Source organism: Bacillus rhizoplanae (assembly GCF_917563915.1).
Classification (GTDB): domain Bacteria; phylum Bacillota; class Bacilli; order Bacillales; family Bacillaceae_G; genus Bacillus_A; species Bacillus_A rhizoplanae.
The window spans coordinates 1-25,406 of record NZ_CAKJTI010000031.1; the positions used below are offsets into that span (position 1 = coordinate 1).

Below are 25,406 nucleotides of genomic sequence, written 5' to 3' on the forward strand. Positions count from 1 at the left end.
CTTATTTTAAGAGACATTTTCTTTTTTACACTTCATTTAAGAAAAATATAGCTAATGTTCCCGGACCAGCATGAGCTCCAACAGCTGCACCAATTGAATTTACGATAAATACTTTACATCCAAATTTTTCAGTAATCATTTCTGTTAGTATGTTTACACTTTCTAAATCATCACCATGTGAAATTCCAATTGTTTGATCTTTAAGATTTTTCCCTCTTGTTTCCATAATATCTACTATACGCTGAAACACTTTCTTCCGGCCACGTATTTTTTCAAGTGGAATGAGTTTTCCATCTTCTACATTTAAAATAGGCTTAATATTTAACAAGCCACCTATAAATCCTGCTACTTTGCTTAATCGTCCACCACGAACTAAATATTGTAAGTCTGCAACAGTAAATATGTGTTCCATATGTTCCGTCATGAAAGTGATACGGTTTAAAATTTCCTCTTTTGTTGCTCCAGTTTGTGCCATTTTTGCTGCTTCTAATACTACAAGTCCTTGGCCAGTTGACGCACATTTTGTATCAATAATGTCTAAAGAAAAATTAGGATAGGCTTCTTTTACTTCTTCTCCTACAAGAACAGAAGATTGATACGTACCAGAAAGTTCAGAAGTAAAAGCTAAATAAATGCATGTTACATCTTGTTTTGCGTATGTTGTGAATACTTCTTGAATTGTTTCTAAAGAAGGTAATGATGTTCTATATACTGTCCCTTCTTTCATATTTCGAAGCAAGTCTATTGGATCTAGTGTTACTCCATCTAAAAATTCATTCTCTTGTTCATCATATACACGAAGCGGAATTACCTCTATATCATAAGTATGAAGCAACTCTTTTGGTAAATCTGCCGCACTATCTGTAATGATTTTTATTGTCATTGTTCGTTAAACCTCAATTCTTTTATAAATATACATAAATTCGATTAGTCCCTCTTAAATTATATATGCAATACATGGATTAAGAAAGCGAAAAATCTTATATAAAACATTTCTGTTATATTGTATTCATGAAGAAAAACAGCAATGAATTTTTTCTAATATAAATAAAAAACCATTTTTTCATTTATGGCCATATTACTATTTCATGTTTTTCATAAAAAACGTTATAATAATATATAGCCTCTTAGATTAAGAAATAAAGGAGAATAAAACATGGCAAAAATTAAAGTATATCAACCGAAAGAAGAGCATGTAGATGCAGTAAAAAATGTAATTGATGTTGAGGAATTAAACCCAACAGCTACTGATTTACAAAATTTATATGCATGTGTATTAGAAACTGAAGATATGTCTTTACCTGAATCCTACATTGAAGAAGATATTTTAATCGACTCTGTTGAAGGTATGGTAAATGCTTCAACAAGTAAAATTAAAAATTTAGGCACGTACGATGTAATTGAAGTACATAACAAAGGTAAGAAGATACTAATTTTATTACTTGCAAATGAAGAATACGAAATTATCGAAGAGTAATTTCAGTTTGTTATTTGTGAGTCATTAAAATAAAAACACTCTCTTCATAAATAATATGAAGAGAGTGTTTTTATTTAATTTGCACTTAAATTCTTTACTTCCTTCTTTTGACTATCTTCTCATTTCCCATAAATAGGAATGCTTCCGTCCATACATATCAGATAATTTACCAAATATTATTGTACCCGCTATCTCTACTGCCATGTAAGCAGAGACAATCCAGACGAAATTTTCAAGTTTACCTAGGTCACCGACAATTGTTCCCATCGCTGTTACAACGATTGTATTATTCATCGAAGCGATTCATATACTAAATAACAAACGAGTAAGGACGATAATGTGGTTACCATCTTTAGCAACCACATTATCGTCCTTACTCTATATAATTATATTTGTTTATACTCTTTCACAAGTGATTGACCTGCATTTTTATAGCTTTCATGATATTCTACCACACTAATTTCACATTCTGGTCCAATCGTAACATTGTTACCTCGAACAACATCAGCTTTTGTATATTCAAGATAAATTTCATCACCCTCAATTACACGAGTTTTAAGAAATCCTCCATGTTTTGAGAAAGGAAAGAAAGATGATTTTTTGCGAACTGTAATCTTCTCTCCTCCTATTTCTTCTACGCTGCTGTGTTCATACCTTAAAACAATATTAATTTTCCCAGCATTCAACATCCCTGTAATCGTACAACCTCCATCAATAATAGCTTTACCACGAATGTTCATATCTTCGCCTGATATATTTCCAGCAACTGTCCCTTTACCCGAAATTTTCATTTTCTTTACAGTTGCATCCTCATATATACTACCGCTTCCTTCAATACTCATATATAGAGCATCTATTTTTCCATTTATCTTTCCAGAACCACTTATTGTTATTTTTTCCGCTTTTAAATCTCCATTTACATGACCGGATCCATTACATTCAAAATCAATGCATTCTAAATCCCCATTTACAGTTCCTTTTCCATTTAATTGTACATTACGAAACTGCCCTCCGTTCGCTGTTCCATAACCATTCATTAATAAATCATGTGTTTTCACTACTATCCCTCCATCATAACAACTTCGTTTTTAATTCTTCTGTACAATTCATTAAAGGTAAACGAATAACAATTTTAGTACCCTGATCAAAATAAATATCCTCTACGCTCGAAAGTAAGAAACAAGTCGAAACACCTAATTTTCGAATAAAAATAAGTTCGCCATTTTTATTCTTCATCGTTTCATAGTGTTCATTTAACACATGTAACACCATTTTTCCTTCTTCAAGGCTAACCTCTCCAGACTGAAGAATTTTTTCTAAAATATAAACGAAAAGAATTTTTGAAAAACGAAATTCAGCTATTTCTTGATTTTTCTCTATAAAAAAACGTACAACGGATTCTGAGGCAATCCCACGTTGTATAATTCCTTCCTTAGTTAAACTAATCTCAGTCACATTGGGTGAAAACATGTTTGCTAAATCATCAAGGGACAAATTCTCTTTCATCATCTGAATTTTTTCGATTCTATCTAAAATTTTTTCTTTAGGAAAAAACGTCTCTTGTCCAGTAAACGTTGATTTTCGCACAAACCAATCTTCTGGTATTAAGTTTTTTCTTTTCCACCTATATAGCTGACCATAAGAGATTCCAGTAAGATCTAACAAATCTTTTTTCGAAATTAAGTCCTGACTCAAAATTTTGCTCTCCCTTCTTTTTATTCAATGTAACATAACATTGTTACGCTGTAAAGATAGAGTTTTCCATTTTTATGAAAAATAGACTAAAAATCATTGCTATGCTTAGTACAGTTTTATCTGCTCTATCTAAAAAATAAACCCATCATTTCATCGTATGACAATCGAAGAAATGATGGGTTATGAGCACTTTGTTATACTACTTTGTTACGTAATGTGCATCTTTAAACCATATATGATAAAAATTAATCCAGCCCTGGGAGTTAATTGCTACATTTTGTATGCCCTCATGTGTATGTATCGTCATATAATTTCGATACAAAGGAATTATATGAATATACTCTAGCAGCTCCTGTTCTATTTCCTCTAACAATTGCATACGCACACCCCGATTTTGTTCCTTAAATACACGTTTCAATTTCTCATTTAAATTGAAAGAACTATGCTGATGAAGAAAACTATTTGTCGTTAACAGTAAATATAGATAACTTAACTCAGCGTGTTCGCTCATCGTAGCACTATCATGAATCAAGTCCGCTTCTTGTATTGTACGAGGTGCAAGGAGTTCATGTGCATCTAAAAAAGATAGCTCTATCTTAATTCCATACTTGGCACATGCACTTTGAATCCAATGTGAATCTTCAACATGATCCTCATCTTGAAAAGTATATAAATATAATGTCTCTCCGTTATATCCACTATTTCGTAACAACTCTTTGATTGAACTTTCTCTACTTATCTCGATTGTTTTTCCTAATAATAGATTTGTTGCTACTTCTCCGCGTTCACCTCTTAAATCGTTTAATATTTGCATGCCGTTGATGATTTGTTTTAAAGCTTGCCGAAATGCTATATATTGCATTGGACCTTGCTTTTTTGTATTGAGTGTAATGTATGTTACGTTCGCTTCTAATTGAGACGTTTCTTTTTGAACACTCTTTCTATCGTGCTGTAAAGAACCTAATAATACTTCATAGCCGCTATGACTACTTATATCTTGTGAATACCAAAGTTCAATACGATCAAGAAATGGGCGCTCGCGAAAATACAAAGGATTTACTTCTAAAATAAGTAGTGCATCATCATTTTTAACAAGTTTGAATGGACCTGTTCCATTTAATAGACGTTGATTATTCTCTTTTGTATATGATTCAGAAACAATAGAACAATGTTCTCCGCCTAAAATATGTAAAAATAATTTGTTTTCTGTTTGTAAGTGAATTTCGATTGTATAGTCATTTACGATAAGTATTCTTTTAATATCTTGTAGCATCCAGCGATAAGGATTGTCTTTTGTACTTAAAAAACGATTGAAAGTATACTTGACATCGTGTGCAGTAAACGATTTTTGATTATGAAAATGAACGCCTTTACGGAGATAAAATGTCCATATTTTATGAATATCATTGTATTCCCAATAAAAAGCGAGGCAAGGTTCTATTTCATTTGTAAATTCATTGTAACGAACAAGTGTATCAAATACATGCTTAACAATATGACACTCAGAACGAAGTGTGACATACATAGGATCTAGACATGTAATTGGACTTATGCGCATGTTTAATCGTAATACATCCACTCTTCCTTGAGGAGAATGTTCAATATGGTATCCAAAAAGTGTGTCAATCCACGTTTGAAATTGTTCTAATATGTATGGGAAATGCTCCGCATATGTTTGAATGAAGGCTTTTCCACTTTTAACTTCTCCTTGTTTTACAAGCTCTTTTCCTTTTTTATAAATAAGTACTGAAGGTTCTTGTAGAAAAGCAATCTTAGATCGATTACCTCTTCCTCGTCCTGGAGACCAACCAATCCATTCCATTTCTTCTAGTTTTTTTATTGTGAATTTACTATTTCGATCTGTACAATATAATGATTTTGAAATGTCTTGCAGCGATATTTCTATGCTTTCACCAAGCTCTTTTCCTTTGGCATGCTGCAGCCAAAGCCGTATGTAATGATCCAAAATTATCATACATGCCCCCCTAAAAGATGAAAAATTTCTTTGCTTCATTCTACTCTTTTTCCTCTTTCCTTTCCATCATAGAATTTCCATATAGAAAGGAGAGAATGAAATGATGACATTCGTAAAACGTTATAGCAAACCTATATGGATTCGGTTACTTGGAGAACTGCTAACGAGTACAACTGGAGCAATGCTCGCACTTATTTTTATTATATATGTAAACAAAGCATTAAACGGAAACGCCTTGTTTACTATGTTACTTTTTGGATTACAACCGCTTAGCGAAATTGTCTTTACACTTTTTGGCGGTAGCATTACAGATCGATTTGGACGAAAAATAATTATTCTAATTGGACTACTTTTACAAGCATGCGCTATGGTTGGTTTCATTTTTGCGGAATCCGTTATACCTTTTGCTCTCTTCTACATTATAAATGGTCTAGGCCGTTCTCTTTATATCCCTGCACAACGAGCACAAATTGCTGATGTGACAGAGAAAGAAAAGCAAGCTGAAGTATTTGCTCTCATTCAAACAGTTGGAGCTGTCGGAGCCATCATTGGTCCGGTGATTGGATATCTCTTTTACAAAGATGATCCGACCATTCTATTTATCTTAGAAGCTGCTGCCTTATTTCTCTATTCGTTTATTGTATGGACGCAGCTCCCAGAGACAGCTCCACTTCTTCAACATGATGAATCAAAAAACACGCCTGTGAAATGGAAACATTTTCTTTCACAACATTATAGCGTGTTTGGACTTATGGTTTTTATGCTGCCTATTAGTTTTTTCTACGCACAAATGGAAACGAATTATCGTCTTTATGCTGAAAAGGAATTATTCACTAATTTTATGTTTGTTTTTACCTTTATGGCTACATGTAAAGGTATTATGGAGATCGTTTTGCAAGTAGGAGTCGTAAAATGGGCGGAGAAATTTTCTATGCAAAAAATTATTGTTATTTCTTATATTTGCTATACGATTTCTGCGATTGGTTACGGCTACTCCCATACACTATGGTTACTATTTTTCACACTACTAATTTTAACAACTGGAGAAAGTATAGCTTTAAATCATTTGTTACGTTTTGTTTCAGAATTAGCACCGGAACATATGCGAGGGATTTATTTCTCTATTTACGGTACGCATTGGGATATTTCACGAATGCTTGGTCCCGCAGCTGGAGCGTTATTATTACAACATTTTAGCGGGAGTTTCTTATTTAATATTTGTGCCGTATTTCTTATTATTGGTGGCACCGGTCAATATTTCTTTATAAATTATATTCTTAAACAAGACAAAACAAAAAGGCTGTCCGCATAAGGAACAGCCTTTGTTATGTAATTAAGCTTCAATCTCTTTTCCATCTTCTACAATATGATACAGCAAGTGCGCTAAATGATGAATTGGACCATATTCTTCCTCTTCTTCATCTGTTTCACCTTGGAATTCAAGATCATTTAAATACAGTGCTACAAATTGATAAAATAGCTTTAAATCGAAACCGTAGCAAGCGATTGGTTCTTCTTGATCACCTTCATATTGAAGCATTAAATATTGCTCATTACCTTCTGTATCTTCTGCATCAAAGAATACAAAAAAGCCAACATTTGTATCTAAATCAAATAGATGACGAGTTCCTCCTTCTGTTGCTTTGTTAAAGTCATCTTCATTTAACTTATAAACAGTCGTTGCTTTTGCATTATCTTCTTGATGAAAATTAACTGTAAAATTTTTCATGTTGACACCTCCAAATGGTATGTTCCTAGCATAACAGGTTTATTAACATAACACAAAATTAACGAAAAAGGACTGTCTACGAAAGTAAACAATCCTTTTGTTTTACCCCGCATTAACGGGCAGTAAGACCCCCACCTCAAGATTCAGAGAAAAGCAAATAAGATAGGTGGGAGATAACTGCCCGTAAAAGTCCGATTGGTTCAACTAACCACCAGTGGGGGATGAAGCCCCCACTGGTGGAAGTTTCACTTTATTTTTTCATCAAGCGAAGCAAAAAGCTAGCGATAAAGATAAGTATAAGAGCACCAATTAAAGCTGGTACAATGTAAAAGCCACCAAAAACGGGCCCAAATTTTCCAAATAAAGCTGTACCAATCCAAGAGCCGATGATGCCGGCAATTATATTACCAATAATACCACCAGGGATATCTTTTCCAATAAGTAAGCCACCAAACCATCCTAAAATGCCGCCAACAATTAATGACCATATGAATGACATGAAGTTATTTCCTCCTTATAACAGTAAATATAGTTATACATGATACAAATGCGGAATTACTTATCATTAGTTATGCTACATTCTTATAGAACTATGCACTGAAGTCGCTATTTCTTTACGAAATTACATAGTTAGGATATTGACTTTTGAACATACTTTTTGGAACGAAAACTCTGTTTTAAATCATTATTAATGACATTCCGTTACTCCCTGTGGAAACGAGAATACATTTAGCGGATCATATTTCTCTTTCACTTTCCGTAATTTCTTTGCATTTTTGCCATAGTAAGCTTCTTCATAATTTTTCAAACCACTATAAGGGAAGTTTACAAATGATCCTTCTGTTATTGATTCTATATATTTAAAACTCTTTTCCATCCATTTGATATTATCTTTTGCAAATTTTGCATCCTCCCATATAGTTTGAATTCCCATTATATACTTGGTATCTCGATAATAAAATGCTGTTGCTTCTTTAGGCACCTCTTTTACTTTTCCACCAAGTGCATATAGACTTACTGCTGCAAAAATACTTCCTGCTGCTCTCTCTTGAATGAGGTCAACAATAGCATTGATTTCTTGTTCATCATACTCCTGATACACAAATCTTCCTGTAGATTTAAACATCTCTGATTCTGGATAAGATGATTGTGCCTTTGTAATAGCTTCAAAAAATGTTATATATTCTAAACTCATTCTTACGCCATCTATGTTGATTAACATTTGTAAAATTTCTTCTGCTTCTTCTGGCTTACCATAAAATATTCCTCCTCCATAAATCGCCATTTCCTCAGTTTCTGAATTATATATACTGGCACCAAGCGTCATTCTGTTATCTAGATTCATTATCCACTCTTGCCATTTATTCAGAAATTCTCTGTGTGTTTCTAATAAAGCATCTGGCCAATATATTTCAACTAAAGTCACCTTATCTACTTTTGCTGGGAGTTTAAATGTCATGGATACAACAACACCAAAGTTCCCACTACCAGCTCCGCAGCATGCCCAAAATAAATCTTTATGAGACTTTTCGTTTGCAATAATCAATCTCCCTGTATAATCTATTAATTCCAGTTCTAGTAAACTATCACATCCAAGTCCAAGGTGTCTGCTCGAATATCCCCATCCGCCTCCTAATGTGTATCCACTTACCCCTACAGTCGGACAAGTCCCCCCAGGAAATGGATACCCTTTCGCAGAAATAAAATCATAGACTTGCTTATTCTTTACTCCGCCTTGCACTTTTAACGTATGCTTATTCTCATTCAATTGCATGCAATTCATTCTACTTATATCAATAACAAGAACACGATTCCCAATAGAATACCCTTCATAATGATGTCCACCTGATCGAATCCGGATTTCTATGCAATTTTTTCTTGCCCAAATAATCGCATTACTCACATCCCATTTTGTATAACAATACACAATAACTAAAGGGAATTTTTGATTTGCTTGATTCCACTCTTGTCTAGCTTCTTCATATTCTCGATCATATCTTGTAATTACTTCACCTGTTAACCCTTGATAACTCAATTCAAGCATAATAAACATCCTTTACCTATTCCAAACAGAAGTTGTTTTCTTTTCAAAATAATATATGTCTATTATGCATTCTGTGTTCGTTATGTTTACACATGAACATGTTGCATTCAGACTCTCATCGGCTATTCATCAAGTTAATAAGTTATCAGTACCGTTTTTTCTTTCTTATGCAAAATAAAATAACCAATGCTAAATAGGCTTGGTTATTTTGTAATCTACTATTTTATTTGTTCTTTTTGCTTATATGTTAAATACGCTAAAACACTCTTACTATTTGTATATTTTGGGTTATTTCCTTTCCTTGGTTCACGAGAATGTGTTTTTTCATATCCTGGTACCTCAGGCATATCTTTTAAAAATTGCATAACTTCAGCTTCTGTTCCTTCAATACGTACACGAATCATTGTTATTGCTCCTTGCTTATATATTCCACTCTACCAAGTATATCGACTATTATAAATATCGCAAGTATGAATTATCGTTTTAGAGTAGATGATTTTTTAGCAATGAACAAAGTCATTTCTGTATAAAAAGATTGTATTTTATTCTTTTCTATTGTGATATGAAACCATTCTTGAATGTCTTTAGGAGCATTTATCATATATTGTGTTAATTCAGCCCTTTCATTTTTAGGAACATTCATCATATCACACCACCATTCAAACATGAATTTTTTATCAAAAGTGGTATATGATTGCACCTGTAAACCATTTCTTTCTAATAACGATATCCATTCTGTTTTTTTATAAGCACGGTGGTGACTTGGATCACGCTTTTTCTCTAAAAAATTATAAAAAGCATCGTACTCTTCAATTTCCGGAGCGACATTATCAATAAGAAGAAATAGACCATCTTTTTCTAGCGTTCGATGTACTTCTGTAACAAACTGATCAACATTCGAAAAATGATGCGCAGCGACGCGGCATGTAATTGTATCAAATGATTCATTTGAAAATGGTAATTTCTCTGCATTCCCTTGTACAAATGAAACATTTGTATGTCCATTTGAACGAATAAATTGTTCCGCTTTCTCTAACATGTTCTCCGTCAAATCAAATGCAACGACATCTTGAAATAAAGAAGCTAATGCATTTGCAACGTGTCCTCCACCGGTCGCAATATCAAGAAGGCGATCATTCTTATTGTTTCGAACGTTTTCAATGAGAAATTGTAAATCCTTTCCCTTTGCATGAATTTGACTCGTTACATATTTCGCAGCATTTGGACCAAATTGGTTCACAACTAATTCTTCATTATTCATTTACATCAGCCACCTCTAATCACCTTTTCATTCAAAAAGTGATATGAATAGTTACTAAAATTCCGCTTACACTCGTTTTTATAACGGAACATATAAAATAGCTAATTTAATATAATTAAGAGTTGATTATATTTGTGTATATGTACAAGGTGAATTAAACACAAGCCGACTCTTCCCAATCACAAATCTGTGACCAGCTGATCGTCGCTTTTGAATCAAGTTCCCCCATAACCCCCACCCAAACATGTTGAGTTGAATGATTTTCTAAATAATGTTGTAATGCAAAACGATTGCTTTCTGTCATTTCACACTCAAATATGTTTTGACTGGGAATCCAATGTAACTTTTCTTCTATCGTTTCACCTACATGTTTTGTAGGTGTTTGTCCAAAATAAATATACTGCTGACTCAATTCATTGTCTTTCTGCCGTAAAATAATATACCTTAACGTTAATGATGAAATATGTTCTGCTGTTAATCCTGTTTCTTCTTGTATTTCCCTTAAACAGGATGTTTTTATATCTTCATGTTCGTTCGTTTCAACATGTCCGCCAATACCAGACCACATACCTGGGGCAATATTTTTATTTATGGATCGCTGTAAAAGTAATATTTCGTCTTCATGAAATAAATAAGCTGTTGTCATTACACGTAATTTGTTGACCAATTCTAGTCCTCCCATGTATACATTCATTATATTTATATACGTCTTTGTATCCTTATTTCCCTGTTGATTTTATATATTAATAGTTAAATGAATCTATTTTAATTTGTCCATTTACAACAAGAATAACCTCCAAATCAAATAAATTGAAATTCCTCTTTTAAACCCTTAATATATACTCTGATTCAAAATATAAGATGAAATGGAAAAAGGAGGTTTTATATACGAGTTTCACTACAATTAAAGACTGAGAGGTTATTCTATGTGGCGCAATAAAAACGTATGGATTGTTCTAACTGGTGAATTTATTGCTGGGGTAGGTTTATGGCTTGGAATTCTAGGTAACCTAGAATTCATGCAAAAGCATGTTCCATCTGATTTTATGAAATCCGTTATTATGTTTATTGGATTATTAGCAGGAGTCCTTGTTGGTCCCATGGCAGGAAGGTTTATTGACCAATATTCTAAGAAAAAAGTACTTCTATATGCAGGGTTTGGCCGTGTAATAAGTGTTATTTTTATGTTTTTTGCTATTCATTATGAGAGTATTTTATATATGATTTTATTTATGATCGCTATTCAAATTTCTGCAGCTTTTTATTTCCCTGCACTACAATCTGTTATCCCGCTTATTGTTCAAGAGCATGAATTATTACAAATGAATGGAATTCATATGAACATTGCAACAATCGCTCGTATTGTTGGTACCTCGCTGGGCGGAGTCCTTCTTGTTGTAATGAGTTTAAAATATATGTATGCTTTTTCAATGGCTGCATACGCACTATTATTCTTTTCTACTTTATTATTAAACTTTGAAGATACGAAAACAGATATAACGAATGAAAAGAAATCACAAAATACAAGTTTTATGGAAGTGTTTCACATTTTAAAAGAAGTCCCTATTGCATTTCGTGCTTTAATTTTAAGTATTATCCCACTTTTATTTATCGGTGGCTTTAACTTAATGGTTATTAATATTAGTGAAATGCAGCTTGATACAACAATTAAAGGTTTTATTTATACAATTGAAGGTTTATCGTTTATGCTCGGTGCATTTGTAATTAAACGTTTATCAGAATACGTTTCATCGTATAAGTTACTGTATATCTTTTCATTTTGTATAGCTTTCTCTCACTTATCTCTTTTTTTTAGTGATATAAAATGGATGACACTTGTATCTTTCGGTATGTTTGGATTTAGTGTTGGCTGCTTCTTTCCTGTTATGTCAACGATTTTCCAAACAAAAATTGATAAAAGCTACCATGGGCGTATATTCTCATTCCGTAATATGTTTGAGCGTGTAATGTTCCAAATTGTCTTACTCGGAACAGGTTTCTTCTTAGATACAATCGGATTGCAATATATGGTACTTATTTTTGGTGTCATTTCGCTACTTATTATTTTAGTTTCATTATCACAGCAAAAACAACCGAGTAAAAATACTTCTCAAACAACAAATATGTAGGAGCCATCTCATTTTAGAGATGGCTTTTGTTATTATAAAGTGAAACTTCCGTCAGTGGGGGTTTTCTTCATCGCCCACTGACGGTTAGTTGAACCAATCGGGCTTCTACGGGCAGTTATCCCCCACCTATCTTCTTCGTTTCTCTTTGAATCTTGAGGTGGGGGGCTTACTGCCCGTTAATGCGGGATAAAATCAGTTCACCAAAATCACCTGTCTTGATATTTCCACTGTTTGCTTCATCCGTATCAATATGCATATCTAATGCATATGTATCTCTTACACGAACTAATACCTGATGAAAAATTAGCGCTCGTTCTCCAGCCACATTAACACTTACATATTGACCGTCTCTCACTTGAAAATGTTCTGCATCTTTTGATGTCATATGAATATGTCGCTCAGCAACAATTACTCCTTTATCAATTTCAATTTTACCATTCGGACCGATTACGGTAATACCAGGTGTTCCATCAATGTTTCCCGACGAACGAATGGGTGCATCAATCCCAAGTGACCGTGCATCTGTCTTTGAAATCTCAACTTGTGTAAATTTGCGAACTGGTCCAAGAATTCGTACTTTCGCAATTTCTGCTTTCTCTGTTTTGATGGTAACTGTTTCTGTTGCGGCAAATTCTCCTGGTTGAGAAAGTTCTTTTGCTACTGTTAACTCATAGTCGTTTCCAAATAGTTTTTCTAAATCTTCCTTTGTCACGTGGATATGGCGATTCGATACACCTATAGGAATTTGCTTCATGTTTATTTCTCCTTTTATCAATATCTATTTTCTATTGTTACCTGATTTGTGAAAATTAGTTATTGAGAGTTATAAATGTTATGGAAAAATTGCAATAGATGTATTTAATAAATTTTTTGAAGTGACCTTTCTTTTTGAAGTATTTATATAAATAAGGAATCCAGATTCTAGAGTAAATTTTAGAGGGGTTATACTATTTTTTATTCGTATTTATAAAAAATAATATAGTAAATGAAATTTCGTTTTCATTGGTAGTTTTGTATTTTCGTAAAAAAATGTTAAAATGTAAATATGTGTGTTTTCAGAAAAGTAAAAGAATATGAATACTAAAAACAAAATTTAATGACGAAAGTAGTAATTTTTAGGAGGGGTTATCCATGAAGTACACGCTAGCAACAAGAATGAATGCATTCCAATCCTCAATTTTTAGTGAATTAGCAGCCTATAAAAAAGAGAAAATTGCAGAAGGTCATGAAATTATTGATTTAAGTATCGGAAATCCAGATATGCCTCCGGCTGATATTGTACGAGAAGCACTAGTAAGTGCAACAAATGAAAAAAAGAATTATGGATATACATTGACAGGTACACAAGAATTTCACAATGCTGTGACAGAATATTATGAGATTAATCACCATGTCGCTTTAAATACTGATAACGAAGTATTATTATTAATGGGATCACAAGACGGACTTGTTCATTTACCGATGGCTTTTGCTAATCCAGATGATATTATCCTTGTTCCAGATCCAGGTTATACGGCATATGCAACAGGACTTGCAATGGCAGGTGCAACTCCGTATTTTATGCCATTAAAAAAAGAAAATGCTTTTCTTCCTGATTTACATACGATCCCAAAAGAAGTTGCCGAAAAAGCAAAAATGATGATATTAAACTTTCCTGGTAATCCTGTACCGGCAATGGCAACAGAATCATTTTTTACTGATGTTATTGCTTTTGCAAAAGAATACAATATTATCGTCGTACATGACTTTGCTTACTCTGAATTTTATTATGATGGACAAAAGCCTATTAGCTTCCTATCCGTTCCGGGTTCAAAAGATGTTGGTGTCGAAATCAACTCTTTATCTAAAAGTTATAGCTTAGCTGGTAGTCGTATTGGCTATATGATTGGAAATAAAGAGATTGTAGAAACACTTAAGCAATTTAAATCAAACATCGATTACGGTGTCTTTCTCCCAATTCAAAAAGCTGCAACTGTTGCTTTACGAGAAGGTGCTTCATATTGCGCAGCAAACCGGACGATCTATCAAAAACGAAGAGATACATTTATTGATGGACTAGCTGAAGCAGGCTGGCATGTTGAAAAACCAGCTGGAAGTATGTTCATATGGGCAGAAATTCCAAAAGGATGGACTTCTTTAGAATTTGCATACGCATTAATTGATCGTGCCAATGTCGTTGTCACACCCGGTCATGCATTTGGCCCGCATGGAGAAGGCTTTGTTCGCATTGCCCTTGTTCAAAATGAAAAAAAGTTAAAACAAGTAGTTAACAACATTAAAAATAGTGGTATTTTTTCTAGTGAGGGTGCAGCTGATTTAGTAAGAAATTAATTACCTTCCCCTGCTCTTTTTTGAAGCAGGGGTTTATTTTTTATAAAATAAAAGAACACATGCCATAACTGATACAGTTCCCCCTCTTATGTTTACTTAAAAACTGCAATTATAATATATAATCAGGAGGTAACGCATGAACAAAGTTAACATTCAAAGTGTACTGCCGCACCGATATCCTTTTTTAATGGTTGATCATATCGTTGAAATGGAATCTGGCAAGTGGGTAAAAGGTTATAAAAATGTAAGTTGCAATGAATGGTTTATAACAGAATCAGAAACGACAATGCCACACATGTTAATTATTGAAGCAATTGCACAACTCGGAGCATTTGTCAGCCTGGAAAATACTGTTGGGTTAGGATTTCTCTCATCACTAGAAGGAGTAGAATTTTTAGGATCCGCTCAGCCTGGTGATCGATTAGACCTATATTATGAAGTTATTCGAAATAAACGTGGATTTATTCTCGGAAAAGGTCATGCCGCTGTAAATGGAAAGAAAATTGTCAACGTAGATAAATTGTTAGTGTATATGGAGTCTGTGTAACAATAGAGCCAAAATCCCGATTTACAAAAGATAGCACAGTGGTTTTTAAGCCCACTGTTCTTTTCTGTTTCTACAAACTTATTATTGAGGTATCGACAACCAAATGACAAAAAATCCACACTAAGACATTTTTGGAATAAAAAAGCAATCGAATGAGCACTTTTTTTTCCAGATTATATTAGTATCACTTAGTTAAACGTATCTATCTGTACTTTTACATAGATATCTCCTGCTTCTTTAGCAGAAATCCCGAATTTCTTAGCAGCTCTTTCAGCAACTTCTGGATCATGCACTTTTGGGATATAGTTTTCATCGTTGTTTGTAAGAATTTTATTTTAGTTAGCTAAAGAAGCCAATTTTTCTTATGGACTCAATAGTTAATATCACTCACTTCCGATAACACTTGATTATGTGAATATGAATACCCTCCAGAATTGATCTGGAGGGTATTTTTGTGGATTCCTAGATATATGGACTACTGATAAGTAATGTTTTGATTACTAAATCAAATACAAAAAGTATCCAGAATATTATCTTCTTTTTTGTTAATGCCGATGTATTTAAGTGTAATTTGTGGTGTACTAAGATTTAAAATCTCTTGCAACATGGCCACATCCTTTGTTTATAGGGGTACCGCCCATACCCATCAAGCTAATATTTTGAAGTATCTCCAAAACGAAAATTTTATCTCTTCATAGTTGTCTATGGGAATCCAGTTTATTTATTGTTTTGGGAAACAATAAATGTCTTAACTTGATCTCAATGTGGCGGAACCCCTTATTAAGAAGGAAAATTTAATGAGATTTATACAAAGCCTTACCTCTCTTAACATGAATAGATAAAAAACTATTGAATAAGAAATCTCACTTTTAAGACCCTTCCGCGCCATAATCCTTAATATTTAATTTTACGCTGTATTTGACTGGAACCTCACTAAATGTTTTATCCCAATCTTTTTTAACCTTTTCCCATGTTTTAGGATACTCAATTCTTAATCTATTTCCGAATCCAGCAACGTCGACCTGATATTCTTTTTGAATTTTTTCTAATGTATGTTTCACTAGTCGATCTACTTCTTGCGTAGCGGCTTTTTCTGCCCTTTTTAGAAACTCATTTTTAAAAGGTGTCCCCGAAGCGACCCAGTTTTCAGATATTCGTCCCTCTGATTCCATTTTTACATCAAAAGAGATTTTGTTTCCTTTAACGTGAGGGGTAATCTTACTTTTCATAGACGCGACCTCATACATGATCACCTGTCCTGTCTTTTTATCAACGCTTTTCACCAAACCACCTTTCCCCTTCCCAGATATCCATGTTAAGCCTTCCAATTCCTTTTCACTCAAAAAGCCACGCAGTTTTTTTGTCTTTCCTTTGATTATCGCAGCTCCCGAGAATTTTACTTCCCCATCTGACGAAAGCACATTTTGCAAAAGAAAACTGGATTCTGATTGCATCTTGCCTGGTAATTTAGCAAGCGGAACAGCAGGTAAAATCCTTGATGTTCTATATTGATTATCTGCAATTCCAAATAAACGAAACGCCGGAATTTCTCCTGGTTCGTCCGTTTCTAGCGTCTTGCTAGCTCGTCCCGTGCTAATTAACATGAGGCAGCTTGGACGAATCTCATTATCACGAATATAAACATCAAGTAACTTTTTCAAACTATACGTGCGTGCGAGATCAGCACTAATAACTATCACTTTTGTGTGGTGAAAAATTATAGGACGATCTCTTCTTAATGAAACTTCACGAATCATTTGGTGGAGAGAATCTCCGGTTTCAGAGACATTCTTGTAAGCTTTTTGTTGCGATGATCCGCCCTTTCCTCCTCCACTTGATGATTGCGGTTCAACAAATTGATAGGTCGATGTTATAATATTCTTCTTTGGATACCCTCCGCCTTGTTTTTGAAATTTTTTCTCAACAGTCGACTCCTTTCCTTTATCAAATGCCAAACCTACCTCGAAACCCAACTCTTCAATTTCATGGCTGCTCCAGCATCCTGTAAGAGACAGAAGTAAAAGAACCAAGGGTAAAATCAGGAGGAACCGTACGTGATTAAGACTTTGTCTCATTCTTTCTCTTCCTCCATCTGAAGATTATGAGAAGAAGCAATGGCAATACACCGAATAAAAACAAAGCAGTATTACCAATCATATCCCCAAATTTAAATAGATCATTGGTATTTTTCGGAATTATAGAAATGATGTAAACAAACGGAAGTAACCCATACATAAACGAATGAATGTTCTTTTTAAAGAGTTGAGCCAACCCCAAAGCAGCAGCATAATAGCAGATTGTATAGGTTGAAAAGATTTGCATAATCCATATTACAAGTAATAAAGATTCAAAACGTTCAAAAATTAAGCCGGGGATTTCAAAACTTCGCATGAGATCAATCGTTGGCCATGTTCTCGTTATTACTCCATCGACAGAAAACGCCCCGATAACCATCACAACTGTAATGACATAAAAAATTAAGGGCACGAGAGTTCCGACTAGAACAACCTTTACGGCCTTGTTTGGCTCTTTCATGAACGCCAAAAGGAGCAACATAATTTCAAATCCTGAATATGCGAGAGTTGTTGTTTTTATCCCTTTTAGCACTGGCATAATTCCTAATCCTAGTACTGGACGAAGATTATCTATCTCAAATATTCCAATACTCATGAAGGCAGTCAGCAAAAAAAGGAAGACCGTAATTGGAAATATAATTTCAAACAGACGAGCCATTGGGTTTATGCCGCCTAACATCAAATAAAGACTCACCCACATAAATGTCATGATAATAACCCAGCCAGGGGTGCCTTCCAGTAAAAAAAAACTCGTTACTTCTTCTAGCACTCTAACTTCAAATGAGGAAAGGTTAATAAAGTAACCTATTATTAATAGACTCAATAACCCGCCTACCCATTTTCCTACAATGTCTTGGTTGTATTGATAAAATGTTTTTTCGGGAAACTGCTGACTTAATTTGACCATAATCAATCCTGCAACCATCGCAATCATCCCGCCTAAAATAACAGTTATCCAAACATCCGGTGTCTTCACTTTCTCCGCAGCTGTTCTAGGCAAGGTGAGAATACCTGCTGCAAGTACATAATTGATAAGAATAACAGCTGCTTGTGACGTCTTAATTTGATCTTTAGGTTTAGTAATCATCACTGGTCACTTCCTTTTCAAAGTAAGCTATCCTTTTCGTATGGAATCTTTCGGATTTAGCATCTTCGGACGACGTTTCATCATTTGAAGTGGCATGCGAACCAAAAAGTCTTTCCAATCACTTACTCGATAGGGAACAGCCGGACTGACATATGGTACGCCAAAACTCTTCAGCTTCACCAAATGACTGCATAAGAAAAGGAAAAACAGAATGACCCCGTACAATCCAAAAATGGCAGCGCAAAACATGCCTACAAAGCGAAGAATACGCAGTGGAATCGCAGTACTATAAGGTGTGAGAGCAAATGAGGAAATGGCAGTTGCAGCTACTACGATTACCATCATGGGACTAACAATCCCTGCTTCTACCGCAGCCTGTCCAATGATTAATCCGCCAACAATCCCCATCGCCGAGCCAATTGGTTTTGGTAAACGCAGTCCGGCTTCCCGTAAAATTTCGATAGCTACTTCCATAAGCAGTGCTTCTATAATTGCAGGAAATGGAACACCTTCCCGCCCTCCTATGATGGAAACAGCTAGCTTGGTCGGAATCAATCCAGGATGAAACGAGATAAAGGAAATATACAAGGCAGGTGTAAAAAGAGAAATGATAGCTGCTCCAAAACGTAATAGGCGGATGAACGTGCCGGGAATCCAACGTTCATAATAATCTTCGGGCGATTGCATCATCATACTAAATGTAACTGGAACGATCAAAGCAAAAGGTGTCCCGTCCAATAAAATCGCAACCCGACCTTCCATTAATGCGGCGATGACGCGATCAGGACGCTCCGTACTCTGCGCTTGCGCAAAAGGACTGAAATAATTATCTTCGATGAGCTGCTCTACATAGCCTGATTCCAGTACATTATCAATATCAATTTTCTGAATTTTCTTCTTCACTTCTTCTACTAATGCCGAGTCAGCAATTTCTTTCATATAAACAACGGCTAGATCTTTTTTTGCCCTCTTTCCTACTTGGAACTTTATTAATGATAAGCCTTCATTTTCACCATGGCGTCGTAAAAGAGCGGTATTATCACTTAAAAGTTCTGTGAAACCTACCCGTGGACCTCTGACCGATACCTCTGATACCGGCTCTTCAACATTCCGCGCTCTCCCTTTCGTTGTATCAAGAATTAACACATCTGATGATCCATCAATTAAAAGTGCCGTTGAACCTGTCAACACTTTTGACATTAAATCTTTTATATCATAGACTTCTTTTACTTCACTTATGGAAAGAATTTGATCTTTAATAAATTCTTTTGAAACCGTACCTTTCATATAAGATGAATCCTGTTTGTATTCTTCATAAAAATCAAGCATCAATGATTTCAAAATATGTGTGTCGATGAGCTCTTTATCCGACAGCCCTTCCACAAAAAAGATTGCCGCCTGAATACCTGTACGCCCGATGTTAAACTCCCGAAAGTGTACATCTGAGTTATAACTAATTTCTTTCTTTACAAGTTCTAAATCCAAGGTGAAATCGCCTGTAAAATGTTCTGTTGAGTCCTGAAAAGACTTAACTTCCTGCTTATCTTCATATGTATTGGTTGTTTTCTTTATTTGTTTGATCTTTGATTTCTGCTCACTCATTCCCATCACTCTTTCTCTTTGAAAACTTAATGTACATCCAGCAACCTAGTACCATGCTTTCTATAGTATTCAATCGTGTAAATTAAACAGTTCACAACTATAATCATTTCCTAAAAAAAGAAATTTATGTTATTACATATAATCAATTCTTCATTGGATAAAAGCTATTGCAATAGCGAAGTCAAGTTCAAGCTAGAAGAAATGTCTATGTTTTTACGAAGATTGATAACCGCGTTCATTTAATTAATTGAGTTAAGTGTTTAAAAATATCTAATATTTGGAGTATCCGTTTGGATTAAAATCTTCGCAGGAGAATAGATTAGAAGAATAGATTAGAAGAATAGATTAGGAGAAGATATTGAAATTAGTATAAAAGTTGCTCTTATTTCTATTTGATGGTGGAAGAAATGAGGATGGTAACACTCGCGTTGATCACATACAAAATCATATTTATCAAAACCCAAAACTAGCGACACAGATAAAGTTCCACTAATCGAGTGCACGCCAGCAGTTATCCCCCTTCTCTCTTCTTAGTTTCTCAGAATCTTGGATTGGGACCTTACCGCTCGTTAATACGGGATAAGCAAGTGGCCTACTTAAACTAGATACATATAAAAATAAAGAAGATCATTTTATGAATTTAATGAATGATCTCACTCACCGCCTTTGGCCATTACCTTCAAAAAAATTGATTATGTGACAAACCTGGAAGAATCTATTGTTTGCTCATTGGCCTATTCCAGCTGAAACTTTGCGGCCACATAATCCTTCTTCCTTACAAATTGACACATTTAATGGATATGCTTGGTTAGGAGTGGTTGTATTTGTTATGGAGGGAATGTATCCTCGTGGATTTCCACATGTATTACTGTTGCCTAAATTTCCAGCAATCAATGTACGTACATCCATTCAATAGGTGTTTTTTCATGTCTCTTGATGTGGAGAATTAAGCCTTATATACAATTGCGAGGACATGGTTCCATTTGCCTTATCACTCCGTACAAATTTCTTTTCAAAATTAGGGACAAACCTTTCATTGCAAAAGTATTCACTGCTTCCGATATTTGCTCTTCAATATAATAATTCATTTCATTACTCATCCTCTAACGAATGAATCAAACTAAAAATTTTTGAAATTACATACGGAATGAAAAATACGATAAAGGCTTGCCCGAAAACTTTCCACTCTGGAAGATAGGAAACAATCATTTTCCACATTTTAATCATCCTATATCAGCAGTTGACACCGCGGTTTTTTACTCTAATCGGAATTTCTTACATATTATTATGTCTTATGTGCGGAATTTTCATCCCTAAAAAACACGCCATTTGTTATAAATGAAACACAATGTAACTGTTCCGCTTCCATATAAAAATGTAAGCTAAACAGAGATCACCCTATGAATCATGATCTCTGTTTATGTAGTTTATTTATCCTGCGTATAAGTATTTACCTCGACTGTTGATAAAAATGGGCTTATTTCATTTATATAATAAATATATAACTCGTGCATAGCACGTGTACAGGCTGTATAGAAAAGTTTACGTTCACTTTCTTTTCTATATTGTTTGTTTGAAGCATTATAAATAATAACAGCGTCAAACTCTACACCTTTCGCTAAATAAGAAGGTACAATAAGTATCCCCGAACCAAACGAAGCTGTTTCTTTTTCGATAAGGTGAATTTGTACATATCGCTGTAATATGTCATATGCCGCTTTACTTTCTTGAGCAGTTTTACAAATAATTGCTATCGTTTTATGATTATTTTCTTTCAAATATTTAATTCGATTTACAATTCTTTGATGCAGTTCCTCTTCTGTGTCTACTGCTGTTATAACTGGTTTGCTCCCCTCACGTTGGAAGGGTTCAATACAGTTTCCTCCTGAAATAAGTTGCCGTGTGAATTCAATAATTTGTTTCGTCGAACGATAACTACGTGTAAGTTCAATGCGTTCACTTTTTTCTTCTCCATATAAAGCATATAATTGCGAAAATCCATTTTCAGTCGCATGTGCATGTATCGTTTGATTAAAATCACCAAGTATCGTCATTTTACTATGTGGAAATAATCGCTTCAAAAAGGTAAATTGAAAATCAGAATAATCTTGAGCTTCATCAATAAATATATGCTCTACAGATGTATTTCTTTGTAAATCCTCCAGCTGATCTTTTATATATAAATAAGGTGTCGCATCCTCATATGTCAAATAAAAGCGCTGTATGCGTTCTACTGTTTCTTCGCATATTTCTTGCCAATTTGGTGGTAAGCTATTATTATCTGTAAATTGCTTTGCAAACATCGAATCTGTAAACAACTGTAAATAAATCGCAGGCGTATTAATGAATTGAAGTCTCTTCACACGTTTACGAAGTGGTTTAAAGCGGGCATTCACAATCATTGCAGCTAACATTTGTTGTTCACGTTCAAAATCATCAAATGTATTATCACCATACTGTTTTTCTTGTTGAAGTTTCTTATGAACTTTAGCATACGTTTCTTTATCTAATAGCTGTATTTCTTCTTCAACCCAAAGTTCTTTTCGTTCTAGCCGCTCTCTTTTCTTTAGTTCTTTTAATAACCACTCAGAAATTAATTTTATTCGATTAGGAATTCTCGTAGAAACAGGAAAAGAATAAAATTTCTCTTTTATTTCTTCCTTCGATATTAATAAGTCTCCGCGAAATTTCACATCTTTAAAAATCATTCCATCTTGTCTCAAATACGTCACATAGTTATCTACAACTTTCACGAAAAGTGCACTTGCTTTATATCGAATTCCTTGCATACGTACTGAGTATTCTCGTTCTTCTATCCCTGAAAGTACATATTCTATTTGTGTGAATGGATCTTCTACATCAAAAATCTTATCTATATGCTCCTCTAAATATTCTTGAAATGTTGTCTGTTTCATATTTTCTTCTCCTAATTCAGGAAGAACAGTCGAAATATAACTATTAAACATTGAATTAGGAGAAAAAAGAATAATTTGATCCGCATGTAATGTATTTCGATATCGATATAGTAAATAAGCCACGCGCTGCAATGCAGCAGATGTTTTTCCGCTTCCTGCTGCTCCTTGCACAATAAGTAAACGACTCGTTTCGTTACGAATAATTAGATTTTGTTCTTTCTGAATCGTAGCAACGATACTTTTCATTTGTGTATTCGCATTCTTCCCTAACACTTCTTGTAATAATGCATCACCAATTGTTACTCCTGTATCAAACATACTCTCCATTTGACTGTTACGAATGATGAATTGTCTCTTTAAAGCGATTTCTCCTGTAATAATTTCATTTTGCACCTTAAACACGGCCGCTCCCAACGAGTAATCATAATATAGACTGGATATAGGTGCTCTCCAATCATAAACAAGAAATTGTTCTGTGCTTTCATCAAAAAAAGAATGAATCCCAAGATAAATCTGATCAGTACTTCTTTCACCTTCTTCTAAAAAATCAATTCTCCCAAAATACGGAGATTGCTCTAGCCGTTTTAGCATCGTGAGCTGCTTATCTGCATGATGGTGACTGCGCTCTCTTTCAGATAACAACTCTGCTTGTTGCTTTATACTTGCTGCAGTTTCCACGGCCTCTTCAGCATTATCAAAGTTAACTGTTACATCACTCCAAAAGTTTTTTCGAATACTAACTACCTCTTTTTTTCCGCTACTCACATATTGCTGAAGAACATCTATCTCCTCTTTAATTTTCTTTATTACTTCCTCTACTCGTTGCTGTTCTATCGTCCATTCTTGTTCATACTGTTCCATATTGTCACTCCTTATCGACAAAAATAATTTGACCAAAAGTTTGACAAACACAGTTATTTTTGATAAAATTATATTGGGTAATTATTGAAATTAAACAAATATTTTCTAATGGTCATTTTTTCATTTTAACATATACGTCTTTCTTAATTCAACGAAAATAGATAAAGTTATTAAACAATTGCACTCTCTATGAGAGAACTAAATAAAATTCCAGACATTTTACACATTAAATAAATTGCACCAAATAAAAAGTCGATTTCCTGTAAAGGAATCGACTTTTTATTTGGTGCATTCAAACAGGACGTTTAAAGAACGCGATTAGACGTCCCTGATAAGGAACAACTGACGTTAGTTCCCAGTTATTGCGTCCCCAAAGAGAAAGAGCATGATCAAACATTCCCTCGCTCATTTCGGGGTTATCAATTTCAAGATAATCCCCCAATCCGACCTCAACACTGTATTCCCAACCATGGTCCTTTTGTTCGCCGTTGTCAATTTTTTCTGTTAAAAATGTACCAGTAAATTCGTTATATTTGGTGATGCGGGTGGAAGCGCGCGAAAGTGCCTCGACAATCTCGCTTCTTTCCGTCTTCTCAAGTGCTATAATATCCGGTGAACGGGGTATACGAAACTGAGTATGATCGTGAAAGACACGGGTGACCAAACTTCCCATCAGAGTACCGTCGGCTTTTTTGCAAACATGCCACATGCACCGTTCCCGCTCTTCCGGCGGCCCCCAATACTCTACGGAAGAAGCCAAGTGGTCCGACTCCAAGACAAACCCTTCACGCTCAATTTCTTTGATCAAAGGTCCGAACAACTTACGTCCGAAGACACCATAAGCAAATTCTCCTGACTTTTCAAATGCATCCTGAAACTCTGATTGATTTTCCTGCAATACAGATTTCCAATTATTACGGGTATATTGGTTCATGTAATTTGCAAGCGTATAAATCGTAATCTCTTTTTCTTGCGTAAGAACTTCTTTCAGTGAATTCATAAAAAACACCTTTCAGTTTATTTTCCCACTCATATAAGACATTTCCGCGCCTAACGACTACAAATTATTTGCTTGCATTGAATTGATATTGTTTTTATATAATATATTAAATAAGTTTCTTATCTCGTTTTATAAATATCTTATCTCGTGAGATAAAATATTATATGCGGAGGTTTATCAAAATGTCACTAGAAAATCTGTCGAGGGAACAATTATTTGAATTGTTTAATGAGGAATTACGAAACTTCAGCACAGAAACGATCATGTTCCATCAAAACATGGCTGAAAAACTGGGATTGAATTCAACGGATCACAAATGCCTGGATATTATTTTACGTAACTATCCTATGACTGCCGGCAAGCTGGCCGAAATGACTGGATTTACGACGGGGACCGTTACTGGTGTGATTGACAGGCTTGAAAAAACTAATTATGTGTACAGAGATAAAGATTTGAACGACCGCAGACGTGTCATCATTCATGTAAATCTTGAAAAAGTGGAAAAAGAGATTCTTCCTCTCTTCACTTCTTTTAGCCAATCCATGAGAGAACTTTTCAAAAAATATAATGATCAGGAGATTAAATTTCTTATTGACTTTGTAGTCCTCAGCCGATCTATACTTCACGAAGAGTCAAAGAAATTAAGATAATTTGGAAATCATTTAATTGGTAACCTTA

At 34.5% G+C, this 25,406-nt stretch carries 24 protein-coding genes and 2 pseudogenes; 7 read left to right on the forward strand and 19 right to left on the reverse strand.

Features of this window, described 5'->3' with window-relative positions; all coding sequences use genetic code 11:
• Nucleotides 1-25: 25 nt before the first annotated feature.
• The gene (locus LRP84_RS18965) at nucleotides 26-883 is read right to left on the reverse strand and encodes a DegV family protein (protein ID WP_230576500.1); all 858 of its coding nucleotides are present in this window, start codon (nucleotides 881-883) and stop codon (nucleotides 26-28) included.
• Between the two features lie 273 nt (nucleotides 884-1,156).
• On the opposite strand from LRP84_RS18965, the gene LRP84_RS18970 reads away from it, so the two are divergent.
• Nucleotides 1,157-1,477 carry a hypothetical protein gene (locus LRP84_RS18970; protein ID WP_230576501.1) on the forward strand — a complete coding sequence of 107 codons (321 nt, stop codon included), beginning with the start codon at nucleotides 1,157-1,159 and terminating at the stop codon, nucleotides 1,475-1,477.
• Nucleotides 1,478-1,603: 126 nt separating this feature from the next.
• Here the strand turns inward: LRP84_RS18970 and LRP84_RS18975 are convergent.
• The 4 genes and pseudogenes from LRP84_RS18975 to LRP84_RS18990 all read right to left on the reverse strand — a co-directional run.
• Nucleotides 1,604-1,780, reverse strand: a pseudogene (locus tag LRP84_RS18975) (MFS transporter); the annotation flags it as partial.
• An 83-nt stretch (nucleotides 1,781-1,863) separates the two neighbouring features.
• Entirely contained in the window at nucleotides 1,864-2,535 is a 672-nt protein-coding gene (locus LRP84_RS18980; RefSeq protein ID WP_230576502.1) for a polymer-forming cytoskeletal protein, read from the reverse strand.
• Nucleotides 2,536-2,548: 13 nt separating this feature from the next.
• The gene (locus LRP84_RS18985) at nucleotides 2,549-3,172 is read right to left on the reverse strand and encodes a YhbD family protein (RefSeq protein WP_230576503.1); all 624 of its coding nucleotides are present in this window, start codon (nucleotides 3,170-3,172) and stop codon (nucleotides 2,549-2,551) included.
• Between the two features lie 199 nt (nucleotides 3,173-3,371).
• Complete coding sequence (locus LRP84_RS18990) at nucleotides 3,372-5,147, reverse strand: SgrR family transcriptional regulator (RefSeq protein WP_230576504.1); 1,776 nt, start codon at nucleotides 5,145-5,147, stop codon at nucleotides 3,372-3,374.
• Nucleotides 5,148-5,247: 100 nt separating this feature from the next.
• On the opposite strand from LRP84_RS18990, the gene LRP84_RS18995 reads away from it, so the two are divergent.
• Nucleotides 5,248-6,459, forward strand: a complete 1,212-nt coding sequence (locus tag LRP84_RS18995; protein ID WP_230576505.1) for an MDR family MFS transporter — start codon at nucleotides 5,248-5,250, stop codon at nucleotides 6,457-6,459.
• Between the two features lie 21 nt (nucleotides 6,460-6,480).
• Here the strand turns inward: LRP84_RS18995 and LRP84_RS19000 are convergent, their stop codons facing one another.
• The 6 genes from LRP84_RS19000 to LRP84_RS19025 form a co-directional block, all read right to left on the reverse strand.
• Nucleotides 6,481-6,876, reverse strand: coding sequence for a cytosolic protein (locus LRP84_RS19000; protein ID WP_230576506.1), 396 nt, complete (start codon nucleotides 6,874-6,876; stop codon nucleotides 6,481-6,483).
• Nucleotides 6,877-7,126: 250 nt separating this feature from the next.
• The gene (locus tag LRP84_RS19005; protein ID WP_230576507.1) at nucleotides 7,127-7,375 is read right to left on the reverse strand and encodes a GlsB/YeaQ/YmgE family stress response membrane protein; all 249 of its coding nucleotides are present in this window, start codon (nucleotides 7,373-7,375) and stop codon (nucleotides 7,127-7,129) included.
• Between the two features lie 189 nt (nucleotides 7,376-7,564).
• Nucleotides 7,565-8,920, reverse strand: a complete 1,356-nt coding sequence (locus tag LRP84_RS19010; protein WP_230576508.1) for an FAD-binding oxidoreductase — start codon at nucleotides 8,918-8,920, stop codon at nucleotides 7,565-7,567.
• A 218-nt stretch (nucleotides 8,921-9,138) separates the two neighbouring features.
• Nucleotides 9,139-9,324 carry a DUF3970 family protein gene (locus tag LRP84_RS19015; protein WP_098308589.1) on the reverse strand — a complete coding sequence of 62 codons (186 nt, stop codon included), beginning with the start codon at nucleotides 9,322-9,324 and terminating at the stop codon, nucleotides 9,139-9,141.
• 71 nt (nucleotides 9,325-9,395) lie between these two features.
• Nucleotides 9,396-10,181 carry a class I SAM-dependent methyltransferase gene (locus LRP84_RS19020; RefSeq protein WP_230576509.1) on the reverse strand — a complete coding sequence of 262 codons (786 nt, stop codon included), beginning with the start codon at nucleotides 10,179-10,181 and terminating at the stop codon, nucleotides 9,396-9,398.
• Nucleotides 10,182-10,335: 154 nt separating this feature from the next.
• Nucleotides 10,336-10,848 carry an NUDIX domain-containing protein gene (locus tag LRP84_RS19025; protein WP_230576510.1) on the reverse strand — a complete coding sequence of 171 codons (513 nt, stop codon included), beginning with the start codon at nucleotides 10,846-10,848 and terminating at the stop codon, nucleotides 10,336-10,338.
• 259 nt (nucleotides 10,849-11,107) lie between these two features.
• Here LRP84_RS19025 and LRP84_RS19030 point away from each other — a divergent pair, with 259 nt between their 5' ends.
• On the forward strand, nucleotides 11,108-12,310 hold the full coding sequence (locus LRP84_RS19030; protein WP_230576511.1) for an MFS transporter: 1,203 nt from the start codon (nucleotides 11,108-11,110) through the stop codon (nucleotides 12,308-12,310).
• 166 nt (nucleotides 12,311-12,476) lie between these two features.
• Here LRP84_RS19030 and pduL read toward each other — a convergent pair whose 3' ends face one another.
• Nucleotides 12,477-13,064, reverse strand: coding sequence for a phosphate propanoyltransferase (pduL, locus tag LRP84_RS19035; RefSeq protein ID WP_230576512.1), 588 nt, complete (start codon nucleotides 13,062-13,064; stop codon nucleotides 12,477-12,479).
• Between the two features lie 377 nt (nucleotides 13,065-13,441).
• On the opposite strand from pduL, the gene LRP84_RS19040 reads away from it, so the two are divergent.
• Together LRP84_RS19040 and LRP84_RS19045 are read left to right on the forward strand one after the other, a co-directional pair.
• Nucleotides 13,442-14,641 carry an LL-diaminopimelate aminotransferase gene (locus LRP84_RS19040; RefSeq protein WP_230576513.1) on the forward strand — a complete coding sequence of 400 codons (1,200 nt, stop codon included), beginning with the start codon at nucleotides 13,442-13,444 and terminating at the stop codon, nucleotides 14,639-14,641.
• Between the two features lie 136 nt (nucleotides 14,642-14,777).
• Nucleotides 14,778-15,188: a 3-hydroxyacyl-ACP dehydratase FabZ family protein gene (locus LRP84_RS19045; RefSeq protein WP_230576514.1), complete on the forward strand. Its 411-nt coding sequence runs from the start codon at nucleotides 14,778-14,780 to the stop codon at nucleotides 15,186-15,188.
• A 505-nt stretch (nucleotides 15,189-15,693) separates the two neighbouring features.
• Here LRP84_RS19045 and LRP84_RS19050 read toward each other — a convergent pair.
• The 4 genes and pseudogenes from LRP84_RS19050 to LRP84_RS19065 form a co-directional block, all read right to left on the reverse strand.
• Nucleotides 15,694-15,810, reverse strand: a pseudogene (locus tag LRP84_RS19050) (tyrosine-type recombinase/integrase); the annotation flags it as partial.
• A gap of 247 nt (nucleotides 15,811-16,057) precedes the next feature.
• A complete protein-coding gene (locus LRP84_RS19055; RefSeq protein ID WP_230576515.1) occupies nucleotides 16,058-17,263 on the reverse strand; it encodes a Ger(x)C family spore germination protein in 1,206 nt (401 codons plus the stop codon).
• Nucleotides 17,247-18,350, reverse strand: a complete 1,104-nt coding sequence (locus tag LRP84_RS19060; RefSeq protein WP_230576516.1) for a spore germination protein — start codon at nucleotides 18,348-18,350, stop codon at nucleotides 17,247-17,249. The genes LRP84_RS19055 and LRP84_RS19060 overlap by 17 nt, the downstream gene beginning before the upstream one ends.
• 27 nt (nucleotides 18,351-18,377) lie before the next feature.
• The gene (locus tag LRP84_RS19065; protein WP_230576532.1) at nucleotides 18,378-19,958 is read right to left on the reverse strand and encodes a spore germination protein; all 1,581 of its coding nucleotides are present in this window, start codon (nucleotides 19,956-19,958) and stop codon (nucleotides 18,378-18,380) included.
• A 712-nt stretch (nucleotides 19,959-20,670) separates the two neighbouring features.
• Between LRP84_RS19065 and LRP84_RS19070 the strand changes: the two genes are divergently transcribed.
• Nucleotides 20,671-20,868 (forward strand): DUF2071 domain-containing protein, encoded by a 198-nt coding sequence (locus LRP84_RS19070; protein ID WP_230576517.1) that lies wholly within the window; start codon nucleotides 20,671-20,673, stop codon nucleotides 20,866-20,868.
• A 176-nt stretch (nucleotides 20,869-21,044) separates the two neighbouring features.
• Here LRP84_RS19070 and LRP84_RS22515 read toward each other — a convergent pair whose 3' ends face one another.
• The 3 genes from LRP84_RS22515 to LRP84_RS19080 form a co-directional block, all read right to left on the reverse strand.
• Nucleotides 21,045-21,170, reverse strand: a complete 126-nt coding sequence (locus LRP84_RS22515) for a hypothetical protein (RefSeq protein WP_302850624.1) — start codon at nucleotides 21,168-21,170, stop codon at nucleotides 21,045-21,047.
• A gap of 209 nt (nucleotides 21,171-21,379) precedes the next feature.
• On the reverse strand, nucleotides 21,380-23,728 hold the full coding sequence (gene helD / locus LRP84_RS19075) for an RNA polymerase recycling motor HelD (protein ID WP_230576518.1): 2,349 nt from the start codon (nucleotides 23,726-23,728) through the stop codon (nucleotides 21,380-21,382).
• Nucleotides 23,729-24,020: 292 nt separating this feature from the next.
• Complete coding sequence (locus LRP84_RS19080; protein WP_230576519.1) at nucleotides 24,021-24,728, reverse strand: DUF6022 family protein; 708 nt, start codon at nucleotides 24,726-24,728, stop codon at nucleotides 24,021-24,023.
• 182 nt (nucleotides 24,729-24,910) lie between these two features.
• Here LRP84_RS19080 and LRP84_RS19085 point away from each other — a divergent pair, with 182 nt between their 5' ends.
• Nucleotides 24,911-25,378, forward strand: coding sequence for a MarR family transcriptional regulator (locus tag LRP84_RS19085; protein WP_230576520.1), 468 nt, complete (start codon nucleotides 24,911-24,913; stop codon nucleotides 25,376-25,378).
• Nucleotides 25,379-25,406 lie beyond the last annotated feature (28 nt).